The organism is Brachybacterium sp. GU-2, assembly GCF_030866705.2.
GTDB lineage: Bacteria > Actinomycetota > Actinomycetes > Actinomycetales > Dermabacteraceae > Brachybacterium > Brachybacterium conglomeratum.
This window is the reverse complement of the sequence record NZ_CP133037.2, coordinates 381574-399539: the sequence shown is the minus strand read 5'-3', so window position 1 is coordinate 399539 and position 17966 is coordinate 381574. Positions and strand designations below refer to the sequence as shown.

General features: G+C 73.5%; 13 protein-coding genes. 6 read left to right on the top strand and 7 right to left on the bottom strand.

The window, feature by feature from the left end:
- Positions 1-104 precede the first annotated feature (104 nt).
- Positions 105-2870: an MMPL family transporter gene (locus RBL05_RS01910; RefSeq protein WP_308740778.1), complete on the top strand. Its 2766-nt coding sequence runs from the start codon at positions 105-107 to the stop codon at positions 2868-2870.
- Positions 2867-5674, top strand: a complete 2808-nt coding sequence (locus tag RBL05_RS01905) for a YhgE/Pip domain-containing protein (RefSeq protein ID WP_308740779.1) — start codon at positions 2867-2869, stop codon at positions 5672-5674. Before RBL05_RS01910 ends, RBL05_RS01905 begins: the two co-directional genes overlap by 4 nt.
- 6 nt (positions 5675-5680) lie before the next feature.
- Here the strand turns inward: RBL05_RS01905 and RBL05_RS01900 are convergent, their stop codons facing one another.
- The 7 genes from RBL05_RS01900 to RBL05_RS01870 form a co-directional block, all read right to left on the bottom strand.
- Complete coding sequence (locus RBL05_RS01900; RefSeq protein ID WP_308740780.1) at positions 5681-9106, bottom strand: error-prone DNA polymerase; 3426 nt, start codon at positions 9104-9106, stop codon at positions 5681-5683.
- A gap of 2 nt (positions 9107-9108) precedes the next feature.
- A complete protein-coding gene (locus tag RBL05_RS01895; RefSeq protein ID WP_308740781.1) occupies positions 9109-9561 on the bottom strand; it encodes a hypothetical protein in 453 nt (150 codons plus the stop codon).
- Positions 9552-10136: a winged helix-turn-helix domain-containing protein gene (locus RBL05_RS01890; protein ID WP_062950913.1), complete on the bottom strand. Its 585-nt coding sequence runs from the start codon at positions 10134-10136 to the stop codon at positions 9552-9554. The genes RBL05_RS01895 and RBL05_RS01890 overlap by 10 nt, the downstream gene beginning before the upstream one ends.
- A gap of 214 nt (positions 10137-10350) precedes the next feature.
- Complete coding sequence (locus RBL05_RS01885; RefSeq protein WP_308740782.1) at positions 10351-10629, bottom strand: hypothetical protein; 279 nt, start codon at positions 10627-10629, stop codon at positions 10351-10353.
- Complete coding sequence (locus RBL05_RS01880; protein WP_318604034.1) at positions 10605-12131, bottom strand: DNA polymerase Y family protein; 1527 nt, start codon at positions 12129-12131, stop codon at positions 10605-10607. The genes RBL05_RS01885 and RBL05_RS01880 overlap by 25 nt, the downstream gene beginning before the upstream one ends.
- A complete protein-coding gene (locus tag RBL05_RS01875; RefSeq protein WP_126985591.1) occupies positions 12131-12958 on the bottom strand; it encodes a hypothetical protein in 828 nt (275 codons plus the stop codon). The genes RBL05_RS01880 and RBL05_RS01875 overlap by 1 nt, the downstream gene beginning before the upstream one ends.
- Positions 12959-13134: 176 nt before the next feature.
- Positions 13135-14604, bottom strand: a complete 1470-nt coding sequence (locus RBL05_RS01870; RefSeq protein WP_318604032.1) for an HNH endonuclease signature motif containing protein — start codon at positions 14602-14604, stop codon at positions 13135-13137.
- 282 nt (positions 14605-14886) lie between these two features.
- Here RBL05_RS01870 and RBL05_RS01865 point away from each other — a divergent pair, with 282 nt between their 5' ends.
- From RBL05_RS01865 to RBL05_RS01850, 4 genes are all read left to right on the top strand, one after another.
- Entirely contained in the window at positions 14887-15918 is a 1032-nt protein-coding gene (locus tag RBL05_RS01865) for an NAD(P)-dependent alcohol dehydrogenase (RefSeq protein ID WP_308740785.1), read from the top strand.
- Positions 15915-16496: a 2'-5' RNA ligase family protein gene (locus RBL05_RS01860; RefSeq protein WP_308740786.1), complete on the top strand. Its 582-nt coding sequence runs from the start codon at positions 15915-15917 to the stop codon at positions 16494-16496. The genes RBL05_RS01865 and RBL05_RS01860 overlap by 4 nt, the downstream gene beginning before the upstream one ends.
- 29 nt (positions 16497-16525) lie before the next feature.
- Positions 16526-16666: a winged helix-turn-helix transcriptional regulator gene (locus tag RBL05_RS01855; protein ID WP_308740787.1), complete on the top strand. Its 141-nt coding sequence runs from the start codon at positions 16526-16528 to the stop codon at positions 16664-16666.
- 107 nt (positions 16667-16773) lie between these two features.
- Positions 16774-17964 (top strand): MFS transporter, encoded by a 1191-nt coding sequence (locus RBL05_RS01850; protein WP_308740788.1) that lies wholly within the window; start codon positions 16774-16776, stop codon positions 17962-17964.
- The last annotated feature ends 2 nt before the right edge of the window (positions 17965-17966 follow it).

The window sequence follows — 17966 nt, the reverse complement described above, 5'->3', positions numbered from 1 at the left end:
GCGGGACCGATAGTATCCCATCGATACATCTTCGTATCGAATTCGCGGACGTCTCGAGCAGGGGTCCGTCGTCGCCCTCGTGCCGAGATCGTCCTGGAGGCCGCGTGTCCTCGTCCCTGTACCGTCTGGGCCGTCTGATGGCCTCCCTGCGCTGGAAGATCGTCGGCGCCTGGGTCGCACTGCTGGTGATCGTCGGCGGCCTCGCCGTCGGCCTCGGCGGCACCTTCACCGCCGACATCGAGATCCCCGGCACCGAGGGGCAGCGCGGCATCGACACCCTCGCCAACCGCTTCCCCGAGATGGGCGGCACCGCCGGGCAGGTCGTGCTGGTGACCGAGGACGGCTCGAGCGTCGACGAGCACCAGGACGAGATCGACGCGCTCATGGAGGACATCGCCGAGGTCGAGGGCGTCGCGGCCGCCCCCTCCCCCTTCGACGACCTCTCCCCCGGCACGCGCACCGACGACGACACCGCGATCATCGCCCAGTTCCAGATGGAGGGGCAGACCGGCGCCTTCCCCGAGAGCTCCGTCGAGGAGATCCGCTCGCTCGTGGAGGAGGCGGGCAGGCCGAGCCTGGAGACGCACCTCGGCGGGCAGGTGCTGCAGAGCGCGGAGGTGCCCTTCGGCGCCGGCGAGGTCTTCGGCATCATCGCCGCCCTGATCATCCTCGCGATCGTCTTCCGCTCGCTGATCCCTGCCTTCATCCCGATCGTCACCGCGATCGTCGGCGTGGGCGTGTCGATGCTGGCGCTGGTCGCGCTCTCCGCCGGGGTGGACATCCCCTCGGTCACCACCGCGCTGGGCGCCATGCTCGGCCTCGCCGTCGGCATCGACTACGCCCTGTTCATCCTCTCCCGCCACCGCGACCAGCTCGCCCAGGGCGACGACGTGCACGAGTCGATCGGCAAGTCCCTGGCCACCTCCGGCAGCGCCGTCATCTTCGCCGGCCTCACCGTGATCATCGCGCTGGTGGGCCTGTTCATCACCGGCATCCCCTTCCTCACCGTGATGGGCGTCGCCGCGGCCGCGACGGTGGCGCTGTCCGTCGTGGTGGCGCTGACCATGCTGCCGGCGCTGATGGGCATCCTCGGCGAGCGGCTGCGGCCCCGCGGGACCCGGCGCCTGATGGCCGAGAACGAGGGCGCCCTGCCCGAGCCGGACCCCGCGCAGCGCCCCCGCCGCTCCTTCGGCCGCACCTGGGTGCGCCTGGTGACCAAGGTGCCCGCGCTGACGATCCTGGCGGTCGTGATCGGCGTCGGCGCACTCGCGATCCCGATCAAGGACCTCGAGCTGGCCCTGCCGGACCTGGGCACCGAGCCGATCGGCACCGATGCGCGCGACACCTACGACCTCGTCTCCGAGGAGTTCGGCCCCGGCTACAACGGCCCGCTGCTGGTCACCGCCGACATCATCAACACCACCGATCCGCTCGCCGTCGTCGACGAGCTCGAGAGCGACATCTCCGAGCTCGACCACGTCAAGGAGATCCAGCTGGCGACCCCCAACCAGGGCGCCGACATGGCCGTGGTGGTCGTGATCCCCGAGGGCGGACCCACCGAGCAGTCCACCAAGGACCTCGTCGCCGATCTGCGCGACAGCGCCGACGGCTGGGAGCAGGACCTCTCGATCTCCGACGTCACCGTCACCGGCGCGACCGCGATCGGCATCGACGTCACCGACAAGCTCTCCGCCGCGCTGCTGCCCTTCGCGCTCTTCGTCGTCGGCCTGTCCCTGATCCTGCTGACCCTCGTCTTCCGCTCCCTGTGGGTGCCGCTGAAGGCGTCAGTCGGCTATCTCTTCTCGGTCGCCGCGGCGTTCGGCGTCACCTCGATGGTGTTCGAGTACGGCTGGTTCAACGGTCCGCTGTTCGTGGACGTCAACGGGCCGGTGGTCTCCTTCATGCCGATCATGGTGATGGGCGTGCTGTTCGGGCTCGCGATGGACTACGAGGTCTTCCTCGTCTCCCGCATGCGCGAGGAGTTCGTGCACACCGGCGACGCGAAGCACTCGATCGAGCGCGGCTTCACCGCCAACGCCCCCGTCGTCACCGCCGCCGCGCTGATCATGGTCTCGGTGTTCGCGGGCTTCGTGACCTCGGGCTGGTTCATGCTGCAGCCGATCGCGGTGGCGCTCGCCGTGGGCGTGCTGGTGGACGCCTTCGTGGTGCGGATGACCTTCGTGCCCGCCGTGCTCGCGCTGCTGGGCCGGCACGCCTGGTGGCTGCCGCGCTGGCTCGACCGCCTCCTGCCCACCGTCGACGTCGAGGGCGAGGGCCTGGCCGGGGTGCTCGAGCACCGTCGCTGGACCGAGGAGCACGGCGTGCACTCGCTGCGCCTCGAGGAGACCGTCGCCCCGCTGCTCGGCGAGAAGGGGACGCTCGGCCCGCTCACCGGCGCGGTCACCCCCGGCACGCTGCTGGTCGTCCGCGCCCCGGACGACGCCGCCCGCGCGACCTTCCTCGGCCTCGTCGCGGGGCGGGTCTCCCCCACGTCCGGCGTCCTCGCCGTCCACGACCGCCTCTCCCCCGACGACCTGGGAGCCGTGCAGGCCCGCGCGCACTGGATCCCGGTCGACGCCCCCGTCGCGCGCCGCCTCGGCGAGATCGACGGCCGCAGCGCCGACCGCGCGGTGATCGTCATCGAGGAGCTCGAGGACCTCGTCCATGCCGCCGCCGCGATCGACGACACCCTCGTCGAGCGCCTCGACGCGCTCCTCGCCCGCGGCGCCACCGTCGTCGTCGGCTCCCGCTCCGCCGGGGTGACCACCGCCGAACGGCGACTCCACGCCACCCTGCGCGACCCGCGCCGCCTGCTCGCCCTCGCCGTCCAGCGCTCCACCGCCCAGACCCCCGAAGGAGCCCTCGCATGAAGCGCCTCGCCCACCCCCGCACGCTGATCGTCGTCCTGGTGCTGCCCCTGCTCGTGGCGGCGCTGGGCATGTGGGCGCTCAGCGGCCGCGTGGACCGGCTCGACGCCGTGCCCGCCGCCGTGGTCAACCTCGACGAAGGCGCGGAGGTGACCGACGCGGACGGAGAGACGCAGACCGTGCCCTTCGGCCGCCTGCTCGCCGGCTCCCTCACCCAGCCCGGCACCGTCGAAGGGCAGGACGCCCCGGAGACCACCGGCTTCGACTGGCAGCTGACCAGCCAGGAGGACGCCGAGGAGGGGCTGAAGGACGGCAGCTACTCGGCCGTCGTCGTCATCCCGAAGGACTTCTCGAAGCACCTCGCCACCCTCGGCACGCCCGAGGCGTCCCGGGCGATCCTCGAGGTCACCACCAACGACGCGAGCGGCCAGATCAACGCCCTGGTGGGCACCGCCGTCGCCGAGGCCTCGGCGAACACCATGGGCGGCCAGATGGCGGAGCAGTACCTCGACCAGCTCTACGTGGGCTTCAACGACCTCGGCGACGGCTTCTCCGATGCGGCCGACGGCGCCGAGGAGCTCGCCGGCGGCACCTCCGAGCTCGCCGAGGGCACTGACGAGCTCGCGGGCGGCACGCGCGATCTGGCCGACGGCACCACGCAGGCCGCCGAGGGGGCGCGCGAGTTCTCCGGCGGGGTGTGGACCTTCGCGGACGGCACCTGGCAGGCCGCCGACGGCACCCGCACCCTCGCCGACGGGCTCGACGACCTCGCCACCGGGACCGAGGAGCTCGCCGGCGGCATCGGGGAGCTGCAGACCGGGATGCGCGGCACCGAGGGGCAGCCGGGCCTGCTCACCGGCGTCGAGCAGCTCGCCGCCGGGGTCGAGGGCGACGGCACCGCCGAGAATCCCGGCCTCGAGGCCGGCGCCGACCAGCTCGCCACCGGCCTCGAGCAGTTCGCCGGCGGCGTCTCCCAGACGGGCACCGCGGTCACCGGCGACGGCACCGAGGAGAACCCCGGACTCGCCCCCACGGCGCGCCAGGTGGACCAGGGCGTGACCGAGCTCGGCCAGGGCGCCCAGCAGGCGGCCGACGGGCTCCGCGGCACCGAGGACCAGCCCGGCCTCGCCCAGGGCGCCGAGGGCGTGGTCGCCTATGCCGACGGCGTCGGCGAGGCCGCGACCGGCCTCGACGCGATCGTGGACGGCGACGAGAACGGGCCGGGCATGACGACCCTGGTCGAGGGCGACGGCACCGCGGAGAACCCGGGGATGAAGGCCCTCGCCGTCGGGGACGGCTCCGCCGACGCTCCTGCGGCCGGCTCCATGCAGGCGAACGCCTGCGACCTTGCCGCGCGGTACCCCGATGATCCGCAGGCCGTGGCGCTGTGCCAGCAGGGCGAGGGAATGTCTCGGTCGGTCGAGGGAATGTCCGGCTACGTGGCCGGCGTCGACGAGGCCCGCTCGGGCCTGCACGCCGTCGTCGACGGCGACGGCACCGCGCAGAACCCGGGCCTCGCCGCCACCGCCCAGGGCGTCGGCGAGGGCGCGACCGCCGCCGCCGACGGCGTGCAGCAGATCGCGGACGGCATCAACGGCACCGATCAGCAGCCCGGCCTCGTCCAGGGCACCGGGGGCATGGTCACCTACGCCGAGGGGATCGAGACGGCCTTCGCCGGGGACGGCACCGCCCAGAACCCGGGCCTCACCGAGTCCGCGAACCAGCTCGCCACCGGTGCCCGCGCCAGCGCCGACGGCGCCGGCGAGCTCGTCACGGGCGTGACCGGTCTGCGCGACGGGCTCACCGAGTACGCGACCGGCGTCGACCAGCTCGCCGAGGGTGCCGACCAGCTCGCCGAGGGCACTCGCGCCAGCGCCGACGGCGCCTCCGAGCTCGCCGCTGGGAACGAGGAGCTCGCGCTCGGTGCGGGTCAGCTCGGCACCGGCGCGGACCAGCTCGCCGACGGCAGCGAGCAGCTCGCCGACGGAGCGGGCGAGCTCGCCGACGGCACCGACGAGCTGGCCGAGGGAAGCGGCGAGCTCGCCGAGGGCAGCGACGAGCTGGCGGGCGGTCTGCGCGAGGGCGCCGACGGCGTGCCCTCCTACAGCGAGTCCGAGCGGCAGCGGATGAGCGAGATGGCCGCCGCCCCCGTCGGCACCGAGGCGGAGCGTCAGAACGAGGCGAACGGAGCGGACACCGCGACCTTCCCCTTCGTCACCGCGCTCGCGCTGTGGCTGGGCGCCTTCGGCACCTTCCTGCTGCTGCCGGGCCTGTCCCGCCGCCTGCTGGACCGGGCGCTGCCGATGTGGAAGGTGGTGCTGCGCTCCCTCGCCCCGGCGCTGCTGATCGCGGTGGTGCAGACCGTCGCGGTGCTCGCCGTGCTCACCGCGATCGGGATCTCCCCGGTCTCGCCGGTGTCCGTGGGGGTGGTGGCCTTCGCCGGGGCCGTCATGTTCGCGGCCCTGCACCAGGCGCTGCTGACGGCGCTCGGCGACCGGATCGGCCGGATCGCCTCGATCCTGCTGATGGTGCTGCAGGTGGTGACCCTGGTGGGGATCGTGCCGATGGAGACCGCGCCCGAGCTGCTGCAGTCGGTCGGCTCGCTGATGCCGCTGTCGATCGTCACCCAGGGACTGGTCCACTCCGCGCTCGGCGGCACCCTGGTCAGCACCACCGGGACCCTGCTGGCGATCCTCGCCTGGGCAGCGGTCTCGCTCGTGGTGACCTTCGCGGCCTCGCGCGGGGCGCGGCTCGCCCGACGCTCCTCGCACGTGAGCATCGTCGGCGCGGCGCCCGCCGCGGCCTGACCCCGCCTACTGGAAGTCCCTGGACCGGCCCGCCGCGGCCAGGTCCAGGGGCTCCACCGCGTCGGCGACGAGGTTCACCGCCCCGGTGCGGTTCTCGACGATGCCGCGCAGCACGATCGCGCGCGCGGTGCGCAGCAGCGCCCGGTGCCGCACCCAGAACCCCTGCGAGCAGACGACGTTGAGGATCCCGGTCTCGTCCTCGAGACTGAGAAAGGTGACGTTCCCGGCGGTCGCGGGGCGCTGACGGTGCGTGATCACCCCGGCGACCCGGATCCGGCTGGAGTCCTCCGCCTCCCGGGTGCCGGTGATCGAGAGCACCCCGTCGGCCGTCATCCGCTCCCGCACCAGCGCCATCGGATGGTCCGCGAGGGTGATCCCGGTGGCCCAGGCGTCGGCGGTGGCGAGCTCCGCATCGCTCATCCCCGGCAGCATCGGCGCCTCGGCGCCGACGGCGAGGTGCGGGAGCGTGTCCGGGGACTCCTGCGCGGCGGCGCCCGCCGCCCACAGTGCCTGCCGGCGCGAGCTCGCGAGGCGGTCCAGCGCCCCCGCGGTCGCGAGCGCCTCGAGCTGACGGGCGGTGAGCCGCACCCTCCGCGCGAGGTTCGGGACGGAGGCGAAGGGGCCGCCGCGCTCCCGCTCGGCGACGATCTGCTCGGCGGTCTCGGTGGAGATGCCGCGCACCTGGTCCAGGCCCAGCCGGATCGCGGGGCCGCTCGCGGCCCGCTCCCCCTGCACCTGCTCCCCCGGGGCCTCGATCCGGTAGCCGACGTGCTCGGCGTCGGTCTCGAGGTCGGTGCGGGCGCGGGAGGCGAGCACATCCGGGCCGTGGGTGAGCACGCCGTGGCGCCTCGCGTCGGCGACCAGGGACTGCGGGGAGTAGAAGCCCATCGGCTGGGAGCGCAGCAGCGCGGCGGTGAACGCGGCCGGATAGTGGCACTTGAGATAGGAGCTCGCGTAGACGAGATACGCGAAGGAGTAGGCGTGCGACTCGGGGAAGCCGTAGTTGGCGAAGGCGAGGAGCTTGCGGTGGATCGCCTCGGCGTCCTCCCCGGTGATGCCGTGGCGGGCCATCCCCTCGAACAGCGCATCGGACAGCTCGAGCATCTTCTGGGTGGAGCGCTTGGAGCCCATGGCGCGGCGCAGCTGGTCGGCCTGGGCGGGGGTGAAATCGGCGACGTCGACCACCATCTGCATCAGCTGCTCCTGGAACAGCGGGATCCCGAGCGTGCGTCCCAGGGACTTCTTCAGCTTCGGATGCAGGTAGGTGACCTCTTCCTCGCCGGCGCGGCGGCGGATGTAGGGGTGGACGGACCCGCCCTGGATGGGGCCGGGCCGGATCAGCGCCACCTCGACGACGAGGTCGTAGAACACCCGCGGCTTCAGCCGGGGCAGGGTGGAGATCTGGGCGCGGGACTCGACCTGGAAGACGCCCACGCTGTCCCCGGCGCAGAGCATGTCGTAGACGGCCGGGTCCTCCTGCGGCAGGGTGCGCAGCTCGAAGTGCTGACCGTGGTGCTCGGCGACGATCTTCAGCGCATGGTCGAGCGCCGTGAGCATCCCCAGGCCCAGCAGGTCGAACTTCACCAGGCCCGCGTCGGCGCAGTCGTCCTTGTCCCACTGCAGCACGGAGCGGTCCGCCATCGCCGCCCACTGCACCGGGCACACCTCGATCACGGGCCGGTCGGCGAGGACCATCCCGCCGGAGTGGATGCCGAGGTGGCGCGGTGCGTCCCGCAGCTGCTGGGCGAGGGCGACCACGTCCTCCGGCACGTCCGCGTCCTTCAGCGAGGAGAAGGAGCGCTCGATCCGCTTGGCGAAGCCGTCCTGCGCGCCGGGGTCGTAGCCGAGCGCCCTCGCCGCGTCGCGCACCGCGAGCTTCGCCCGGTAGGTGATGACGTTGGCGACCTGCGCGGCGTTCTCCCTCCCGTAGCGCTCGTAGACGTGCTGGATCACCTCCTCCCGGCGGTCCGAGGCGATGTCGATGTCGATGTCCGGCGGGCCGTCCCGCTCCGGGGCCAGGAACCGCTCGAACAGCAGCTCGTGGCCGACGGGTTCGACCGCCGTGATCCCCAGCGCGTAGCAGACCGCGCTGTTGGCGGCGGAGCCGCGGCCCTGGGCGAGGATCCCCTCCCCCGCGCAGAAGTCGACGAGCTCGTGGACGATCAGGAAGTAGCCGGGGAAGTGCAGGTCGGTGATGACCTTCAGCTCGTGGTCGATCTGCGCCCACGCCCCGGGGATCTTCTCGGGACGGCCCGGTGCGGGCCGCGGCCCGTAGCGCTCGCGCCCCTCGATCTCCACCAGCTCCACCAGCCAACTCGCCTCGTCGTGCCCGGCGGGGACGGGGAAGGGCGGCAGATCTGGGGCGAGCAGGCGCAGGTCCAGGGCGCAGTCGCGGCCCAGCTGCGCCGCCTGCGCGATCGCGGCGGGATAGCGGGGCAGCAGCTGCGCCATCTCCTCCCCGCTGCGCAGGTGCGCGGGGCGGGAGGTGAGATGGGGGTCGGCGCTCTCCAGCGACCCTCCGGCGCGCAGGGCGGCGTGGGTGTCGGCCAGGCGCTTGTCCGAGGGGCGGGCGTAGTGCGCGTTCGTGCTCGCCACCAGCGGCAGCGAGACCGCGTCCAGCCCGTGCGACTCGCGCACCAGGCGGGCGCCCTGGGCGAGCGCGTCGTGGAGCTCGTCGGCCTCTCCCCCGCCGCCGACGATCAGCTCGACGGCGACGTTCCCGGGACCGAACAGCTCCACCAGGCGCGCGATCTGCTCCGCGGCGGCATGCGCGGCGCCCTCGAGGTCGCCCTCGGCCAGGCGCGCGCTCGCGGCCCGGGTCACGGCGCCCTTGCGGCAGCCGGTGAGGATCAGCCAGTGCCCCTCCCGGGCGATCCGCGACAGCTCGGCGAGACGGTAGCGGGGTGCGGCCTTCTGCCCGCTGCCCAAGTGGGCGCGGGCGATCGCGGCGGAGAGGCGGCGGTACCCGGTCTCGTCCCGCACCAGCACCAGCAGGTGCTCCCCCTCGGGGTCGGGCGTTCCGGTGCGGGGTGCGGAGATCACGGGGGTGCTGCTCGCGGTCTCGGCCCCGGGCTCGAGGCCGAGGGTCAGCTCGGCGCCGAACACGGTCGCGATCCCCGCCTCGGCCGCGGCCTTCGCCGCCTGCACCACACCGGGCAGCCCGTCGTGGTCCACCAGCGCGATCGCGCCGAGCCCGAGCCGGGCCGCCTGGATGGCCATGTCCTCGGGGCTCGAGGCGCCGTCGAGGAAGCTGAAGTGGGAGTGGGCGTGCAGCTCCGCGTACTCGACGTGACGGGCAGGACGGTACGGATCCTCCGCCTGCTTCCCGGTGTGCTCGACGACGATCGGCGGGGAGACCAGCTCGGCAGGACGGTCCGAGAGGACCGCCTCGAGGTCCTTCCACGCGGGCGGGCCCAGGAACCAGCGGGCCATGGTCAGACGCCCCGCGCTGCCGCGCCGTCGTGCAGCGCCCGAGCCGCCCTGCTCGCCACGTCGGCATCCGCGTCCCCGACGCTGGCGGCCTCGTAGCGCAGCTGGTTGCGTGCACGGCGCATCTGATCGAATCGTCGTGCCCCTGACTGCCCTGGAGGCGTGGTCAGCACTGCCCTCAGGAAGCGTCCCAGCGCCTCGTGCTGTCCCGGTCCGTTGGTCGTCCGGTACCCGTAGGCGGCCAGCAGCGCTTCTCCGACGTCATGTGCGGCGTCGTAGGCGAGGTTGTATCGACTCTCCGCCCAGCTGAGGTTGTCGAGGTCCGCGAGACGACGACGGGCCTTCTCCAGGAACAGCTCTGCACGCCGCAGGTCGACGGGCACCTGTTCCAGTCGGCGCACGGCCACGAGAGCGCGCACTGACTGCTCCTGGTCCGGGTCGAGCGGGGTCAAGGCCATGGCAGCTCTCCAAGGACGGGGACGGTGGGACTGTTCCGCACCCGGGTGTGGAATCCCGAGTCGCGATCGAACTCGCTGCGGGTGGTGATGGTGGGATTGACCGGGCGGTGCACGATCTCCTCGACCCGTCCGCAGGCGTCGTACACCGCATCGGGGTCCGGGGTCCCGATGATCATGAGATCAATGTCGTTCGGAGCAGGACCGTCCACCCGTCGCATCCGTGCGGCGAAGGAGCCGTGGAGGAATGCGCTCTCGATCCCGTGGATCCGGGAGAGCTCGTCCTTCAACAGCGGAACGGGCCCGGTGGTGATGAGGAGGATCTCCCGCAGGGGGGCGACGAGGGGGCTGTCCGGGTCGGCGCGGAGCAGACGTGTGCGTCCTGCCTGGCGCTCGGTCAGGATCCCCGCCTGCAGCAGACGGGCGGATTCCCGATGGACGGAGGGATACGCCAGCCCGGTCTGCTCGGCGAGCTGAGTGAGACTCCGCTCTTCGTCGTCGAGCATGAGGGCGGACAGCAGACGAGCCTGGCCGTCCGAGCGGAAGATAGGAGCGAGCAGCGGCGCTTCGGTTCTCATATAACGGAGGATATCCTCCATTATTTTGACACTCAAGAGGTCCCGGGTTCCAGTCCCGGCCCCCTCTGCCCGCGCTCCTGCCGCTCGTCCCTCGCGGCACGTCGCGCCAGCGGTGCCGTCGGACTGCGCTCCTGCCGCTCGTTCCTCGCGGCACGTCGCGCCAGCGGTGCCGTCGGACTGCGCTCCTGCCGCTCGTTCCTCGCAGTACGTCGCGCTAGTCATAGAGCCCCTCCAGCGTCCACTCCCCCGCCCGGGACAGGGCGAGCACGGCGACCTCCTCGGCGCTCGCTCCGCGCACCACGAGCTGCAGGCGTGCGGCCCGTCGGCCATTCCGCGCCCACCAGCGCTCGTCGAGCACGACGGGAGCGGCATGGGCGAGCACCTGGCAGCCGGAGCCGGCGCGCAGCCCGGCCCGCTGCAGCGCCGGCGCGCCCGGGGCGAGGACGAGCAGGCGGGCCGGCGCGCCACTCAGCAGGCCACGGGCGGTGACCACGACGGGACGGCCCGCGGCGTCCTCGAGCCGCACCGCGGGCGGGTCGCGGAACACGGTCGCGGGCACCGGGCGGGGCAGGGCGCCGGGCCAGGGACCCTCGCGCCGTGCAGGCTTCTCGCTGCGCCAGGGCACCAGGGCGACCTCGTCGGCCAGCAGCCTTCCCCGACGAGGGCCGGGACCTGCACCGCCTCCTCCCCCGCCAGGCCCTGCGCGCGGGCGAGCGCACGGGAGGCCCGCTGCGCCGCCTCCCCGGCGCTGCCCCACAGCGCGGGCGCGTTCTCCCCCGCCGGGGCCAGCTGCAGAGGGTGCAGCCCGATCCGGGTGATCGCCCCGGTCGCAGGACCGCCGAGCCGCGCCCGGGTGATCCATCCGTCGCACTGCCAGCGGATGCGGTCCACGACGTCGGCGACGGTCAGCGCCCCGTCATGCCGCCAGGTGCGCTCCATCTCCTCGCCGCCCTCGGTGCGGGCCACGATCCGCAGCCTGGTGCACACCAGCCCTCGTTCGACCAGCATCGCGTGCAGCTGCTCGGCCAGCGGGCGCGCGATGAAGGCCGCCTGGTCGGTGCGCACCAGCGGGGTCTCCAGCGTCGTCTCGGCCAGCAGCGGCTGGGTGGGATGGTGCGCGGCGGGCGGCGCGGGCTCCTGCCCGCGCGCGAGCAGGTGCAGCGTCGCGACGTCCGGGCCGAAGCGGTCGGCGACCGCGGCCGAGGGCAGTGCGGCGAGATCGCCGAGGGTCGTGATCCCGAGCCGCTGCAGCAGGTCGACCGTCTCGGCGAGGTCGAGGCGTCGTTCGGGGCGGGCGGCCGAGGGCTGACCGCGATGGCCCCAGCCGGGGCCGACGGGGGCGCTGCGCAGGGCCTGGATCGGGTGCGGGGCGAGGTAGTCGGCGCTGCGGCCCTCGTGCACGATCCTGCCCGGCCCGGAGGCGAGCAGTGCGGCGAAGGGACCGTCGGCGATCCCGACGGCGCAGTCCCAGCCGGTGAGGTCGGCGACCGCGTCGAGGATCCGCTCGGCGAGGCGCTCCTCCCCGCCCTGGTGGCGGGCCGGCCCTCGGGCGGACATCAGCAGCACCCCGGGGCGCAGCACGTCCACCCCGGCCGCGATCGTGTCCACCGCGGCGGCGACCAGCTCGAACAGCGCGGTCTCCTGCTCACGGTCGGCCTCCAGCACGAGCGCCTCGGGATAGGCAGCCCGGGCGGCGCGGCGCGTCATCCCCGGGCGCACCCCGGCCTCGAGGGCGGCGGCGCCGGCATGGGTGACGCGGTGCTGGTCGAGCAGGATCACCGGGACGGCGGCGAGATCGAGCGGGGCCGGCGCGGGGGCGTCCTCCTCCCCTGCGGCGGCCTCGAGGCGTCGCTGGTGGCGGTCCAGCGCGGCCAGCAGCGGCCAGTCCGGGACGGTCACGGCGACGGTGCGGGTCGCCCGGACGGTGGCGGCATCGACAGCAGCGGGGCCGGCCGCGGCGGGGGCGTGGAGGTCGGCGGGGGCGTGCACGCTCATCACCCGGCCCTCCGCACGCTCGGCAGGAGCTGCATCGCCGGACGCCGCTCCGAGACCGCCGCCGGACGGGCCGCAGCCCCCGCCGCCGCACCGGCGGGAACCGCTGCGAGCATCCCGTCCACCTGCGGCAGCAGCACCTCGGCCGACCGGTGACCGGCGATGCCGCGGCCCTCGGCGGTGATCTCGAGACGGCGCCGACGCAGTCGTCCCGAGCCCTGGCCGAGGCCGGACCATCCTCGAGCGGTGGAGCGCAGCGTGAGGTCGGCGCGGCCGGGCGGGGTGGCGGCGAGGACGAGGGTGTCGGCGGTGCGGGCCCGACCCAGCAGGCTGCGCCAGAGCGCCGGGGCGAGGTCCAGGTCGGGGCCGAGCACGAGCACGCCCACCCCGTCGGCAAGGGCGGAGAGCACCTGGGGCCGCTGCTCGCCGTCCGCCGGGGCGAGGGCGAGGCGGCAGGGATCCAGGCCCGCATCCATCGCGGAGCGCAGCCCCAGATCGGGCATCCCGGCGATCGCGCACCAGGAGTCCTCCCCCGCCGCGGCGACCGCGAGGGACAGCAGCAGCGAGGTGCTCGCGGCGCCCTCGAGCGCCACGGAGCTGCCGGCGCGCAGGCTCCCGCGCGGGAACAGCGTCCGGAGCGGCCCCGGGACCGGCAGGCGGGCGCCGAGCCCGTCGTCCTCGGCCTCGGAGACGGGGCGCGCCGAGGGCTGCAGGGCGGTGCGGTCGATCCGTCCGCCCCAGCGGGCGGCGGAGCGCTCGGCCGCCCCGAGCGCGGCCCGGGCCCGGGACAGCCGCTCCTCGCGGTCCTCGATCTGCAGGGCGGTGCCCATCGCGCTCCTCCTTCCGGCCCTCGCCGTTCCTTCGCACACGTGTTCGAACAGGGGTTCGAACTGTACGCCTCGGCGAGGTGGCACTCAAGGCGCCCAGGTCGTGACTTCGAACGTGCATACGAAGCCTCGGGGAGGGGTGTGACAGACGAGAGGCATGAGGAAGTCGTCCGCCCGGCTCAGAACGGCGGGGGCGGTGCGGGCGGTGGATCCTTCCGACGCTCGAGCGAGCGTCGTCGACCCTCGCGTGCGGCCTCGTAGCGCGTCCAGGAGTCCATGAGCTCCCTGGTCATGGCCGGGCTCGCGAGGTCGGTGCCGTCGCGGACCATCACGCTCACCCGGTCGTGGATCGACCAGGCGGTCCGTCCCGGCAGCCCGGGCGTGCAGGGCAGGCGGGCGGGGTCGAGCAGGCCGGCCGTCTTCGCCCGGTGGTGCTGCCAGCACAGCAGGTGCAGGTTCTCGAGCTCGGTCAGGCCGCCGCGCTCGGGGTCCTCGTGGCAGTACTCCTCGATGTGGTCGGCCTCGGAGGCCCAGGAGGTGGAGCGGGTGCAGCCCGGCACGGCGCAGGTGCTGCTGCGCAGTCGCAGATGCTCCAGCATCGCCCGGTTCGGGGTGTAGCGCTCGGCCGGCAGGGGCAGGAACGCGCCGGTGCACGGGTCGGTGAGCACCCGGTACCAAGTAGTGCTCTGACCGGCCAGCTCGCGGGCCATCGCGGGAGGGATCGGGATGGTCCCCTCGAGCATGCCGGGCTCCTCGGAGCCGCCGAGCAGGGTCAGGACGGGAACGGTGACGTTGAGGCGGAAGCGGGGCCGCGGGACCGGGATCCCGTCGGTGTCGAGGGCGGCGCCTCCCAGCAGGTCGTACTGGAGCAGGGCGAGGGAGGCGACCTTCCCCGTCTCGGCGGCGGTGCCCCGCGGGTCCAGGGGGATCCTCTCCCCGGTCTCGAAGGCGCGGCGCTGGGCGGCCTGGACCGCGCGGGCGGCGGCATCGAGCCGGCGGGCGAGGTCGAGGATCTCCGGTGCCGGCCCGATCACGCGCAGGCAGCCGATCCCGTCGTCCCGGGTCGGAAGCAGCTCCACACGGCGCCGGCCTTCCGGGGTCATGTGCGCAGGGCTCTCCTGCTGGGACTCCAGCCGGGAGAGGAGGCGGGAGAGGCGCAGCTGGAACTGCTCGGCGGTGAGGCTGACGGGCCAGTGCACGGTGGCAGCGTCCACGTCCTCCATCCGGGCCGCGGTCAGGTGCCGGGTGCGCCGCAGGATCCTCTCGAACCAGGCCGCCGGGAACTCCCCGGTCTCCAGACGTTCCAGGGTGCGGGGCAGCTCGGTGACCGCGCGGTGCGCATCGCGGACGATCCTGGCGGCGACGGCACGGGTGCACCGCAGGGCGAGGGCCGCGGCGAGCAGCTCCGCCTCGGCCTCGTCCTCGTCGGTCCCGTCCTCCGCGGGGTCGAGGAACGACGGGGCGAGGGCCCGGAAGCGCACGGCGAGCCGGCGGCTCTCCTCGAGCGAGGCCTCGTGCACCGCGCGCAGGCGCGACGGCAGGACGGGGTGTGCGGGCGTCGCGGACCGTCGGCCGGGGACGGCGGAGCCCGCGTCCTCGATGCCTCGAGGCCGCGCGTGCTCCGGCGCGTCCTGCTCGAACTCGCCCATCTCCCCCACCTCCTCGCGGCTCTCCCGCCGTCCGGGTCGTCGGCTCACTGCCTGGTCGTGCACTCCTCTCGACCCTAGGGAGAGCGCCCCTGCGGCGACAGAGGCACCCGGTTCCTGTGGACCCGGAGCCGTTGTGGAGGAACGATCGACGCCGTCGACGACATGGGTCGGCACTCCAGGCGCCGTCGGCCGTGCCGGTCCCGATGCCGTCGGACGTCCCCTCCTCCCCCGCCGCTCCTCTGCGATCATGAGACGGACCGCACATCGAGGGAGAGGACTGGGATGCGAGCGCTGGTGCTGCACGAGAAGAACCGGATGTCGATCGAGGAGGTCGAGGCGCCCGGCGCTCCCGGCCCCGGCCAGGTGAGGATCGCGATGCACACCGTCGGCATCTGCGCCTCCGACGTGCACTACTGGACCGACGGGAAGATCGGCCCGTTCGTCGTCGAGGCGCCGATGATCCTCGGCCACGAGGGCGCCGGCACCGTCCTCGAGGTCGGCGAGGGCGTCACGGATCTCGCCGTCGGCGACCGTGTGGTCATGGAGCCGGGCGTGCCGGACCCCACCTCCCGCGCGGTCAAGGAGGGCAACTACAACGTCGACCCGGGCGTCGAGTTCTGGGCGACCCCGCCCGTGCACGGCTGCCTGGCCGACGAGGTGCTCCACCCCGCCGCCTACACCTACAAGCTCCCGGAGTCGATGAGCTTCGCCGAGGGCGCGCTGATCGAGCCCTTCGCGGTCGGCATGTTCGCCGCGACCAAGGCGGAGATCTCCCCCGGAGACGTCGCCGCCGTGGTCGGCGCCGGCACGATCGGGATCATGACCGCGCTCGCCGCGCTCGCCGGCGGTGCCAGCACCGTCTTCATCTCCGACGTCCTGCCGGAGAAGCTCGCGCTGCTCGACGGGATCGACGGCATCGTCACCGTCGACGCCACCCAGCAGGACCTCGGCGAGACGGTGCGCGACGCGACCGGCGGCTGGGGCCCGCAGGTCGTCTTCGAGGCGACCGGCGCCGCGCCCGCGTACAAGGCCCTGTGGTCGCTGCCCGCGCCGGGCGGGCGGATCGTTTTGGTGGGCATGCCGGTGGATCCGGTGCCCTTCGACATCGCCACCGCACAGAGCCGCGGCATCTCGCTCGAGACCGTGTTCCGTTACGCGAACGTGCACCAGAAGGCGATCGACCTCGCTGCGAGCGAGGCCGTGGACCTCTCCCCCTTCGTCTCGGAGACCTTCGCCTTCGACGACTCGGTCCAGGCGTTCGAGCGCTTCCTCGAGGGCCGGGCGACGGACGTGAAGATCCAGATCACGCTGTGAGTCCGTCGGCAGGATCGGCGTCGAAGCTGCGAGGTCCGCAGGAGACAGCGCTGCTGCTGCCGGTTCCCGGCGCCGAGCGAGCTGTCGCAGAACATCGGCGACGGCTCGACAGTGCGGCGGCCGATGGGATCCCCGCGCACCTCACCGTGCTCCATCCCTTTGTGCCCCTGGATGCCCTGCGCGCACGGGACCACGATCGACTGGAAGCACTGTTTGCCGATGAACCTCCTATCTCGTATGCGGGTAGACGGACCGGGTGGTTCGGGGGACAGGTTCTCTACATCGCGCTCGACGACGCCTCCCCGGTCCGGAGACTCACCGAGCAGGTCGTCGCCGCCTTCCCCGACCACCCTCCCTACGGCGGCGCGATCCCGCTCGAAGACGTCATGCCCCATCTGACGATCGGACATGACCGCCCTCTGTCCGAGCTCCTGGCGGCCGAGCACGCGGTCGCGGCGCATCTGCCCGTCGAGGACCGCCTCGATCATGTGGAGCTCTGGAGCGGTCCCGCGCTCGCGGGACGCACGTCGCCGAAGCCGTGGCGGCACGTCCGCTCCTACCGACTCGGAACGCGATGACCCCTCGAGACCCTCTGCAAGACGGCGTCGTGGCCCGCACCGACCGCGAGACGGTGCCGCCGCGGGTCGACTACGAGCTCACCGAGCTCGGTCATGCCCGCGCTCCGGTCGTGGAGGCGATGAACCGATGGGGCGCCGACTACGCGGCAGCTCTCCCGCCCCGTGGATGACCGAGGGACAGCAGCAGTCACGAGGGGTGCCCTGGCAGTTCCTCCCGGCAAGGACGGCGGCGGCATAGCGTGCCGGGAGCTCGACCTCCGAACGATGAAGGATCTCCATGCCCTCAGACGCCCCGCGGCGCCCCCTCGCCTCCCGCCTGCTCGTGCCGTCGGCGGCGCTGCTGTGGGGACTGCACTCCTCGCTGCTGAGCCCCGCGCTCGCACTGATCCTCGCCACGCTGTACGACGCCTCCACTGCGGACATCGGCTGGTCGCTGGCGATCTACAACGCCGGCGGCTTCATCGCCTCGATCGTGCTGCCCGCCTGGACGGACCGGCGCCGCACCTACCTGCCGATGCTGATGGCCGCCGCGGTGCTGACGATCGCGCTGGCCGCAGCGCTCGCCGCGGTGAGCACGCTGCCGCTCGCGACGGTGGCGCTGGTGGTCCTCGGCGGCCCGGCGGGGCTCGGCACCACGATGCTGTTCGCCCATCTGCGGGACGTCGGCGCGGCCACCTCCACGATCGTCGACACCCGCGCGATCATCTCCGCGGCCTGGATGGGCGGGCCGCCGCTCGCGACCGCGATCATCGGCTGGGCCGGGGCACGCGGCATCCTGCTGGCACTGGTGGTGATCGCGGTGGTGAACATTGTGATGACCGCGGTGATGATGCGGCAGCACCGCTCCGCCGCCGCGGAGGCGCCCGAGCCGGCCCGCTCCCCGCACGCGCTGCCGCCCGGCAGCCGGACCGCGACCGTCGTGATCATCGGCGCGTTCGTGCTGTTCCAGGCCACGAATGCGACGGCGATGACGTTCATGGCGCTGTACGTCACCGAGACGGTGGGTCTCGGCGTCATGTGGGCGGGGATCGTGCTCGGCGTCGCCGCCGCGCTCGAGGTGCCGGCGCTGATGATCATCGGGCGGCTCGGCGACCGCATCTCGCACCTGACCCTGGTCGCGGTCGGCGCCGTGCTCTCGGCCGTCTACTACGCCGGGCTGGTGCTGGTCTCCGAGCCGGTGCTGCTGCTCGTGCTGCAGATCCCGAACGCGCTCGGCTTCGCCGCGATCTCCGGGATCGGGCTGACCCTCTTCCAGGACCTGATCCCGGGGGCGGGGATGTCCACGGGACTGTTCATGAACGCGAGGCGCGTCGGCGCGATCCTGTCCGGGCCGATCATCGCCGCCGGGGCGCTGCCGCTGCTGGGACAGCGCGGCATCTTCGCGATCTGCGCGGTGCTGACCGTGATCGGGCTCGTCATGATCCCGCTGGCGAAGCGCTTGGCGGCACCGCCCGCGGAGCCTGGGTGAGC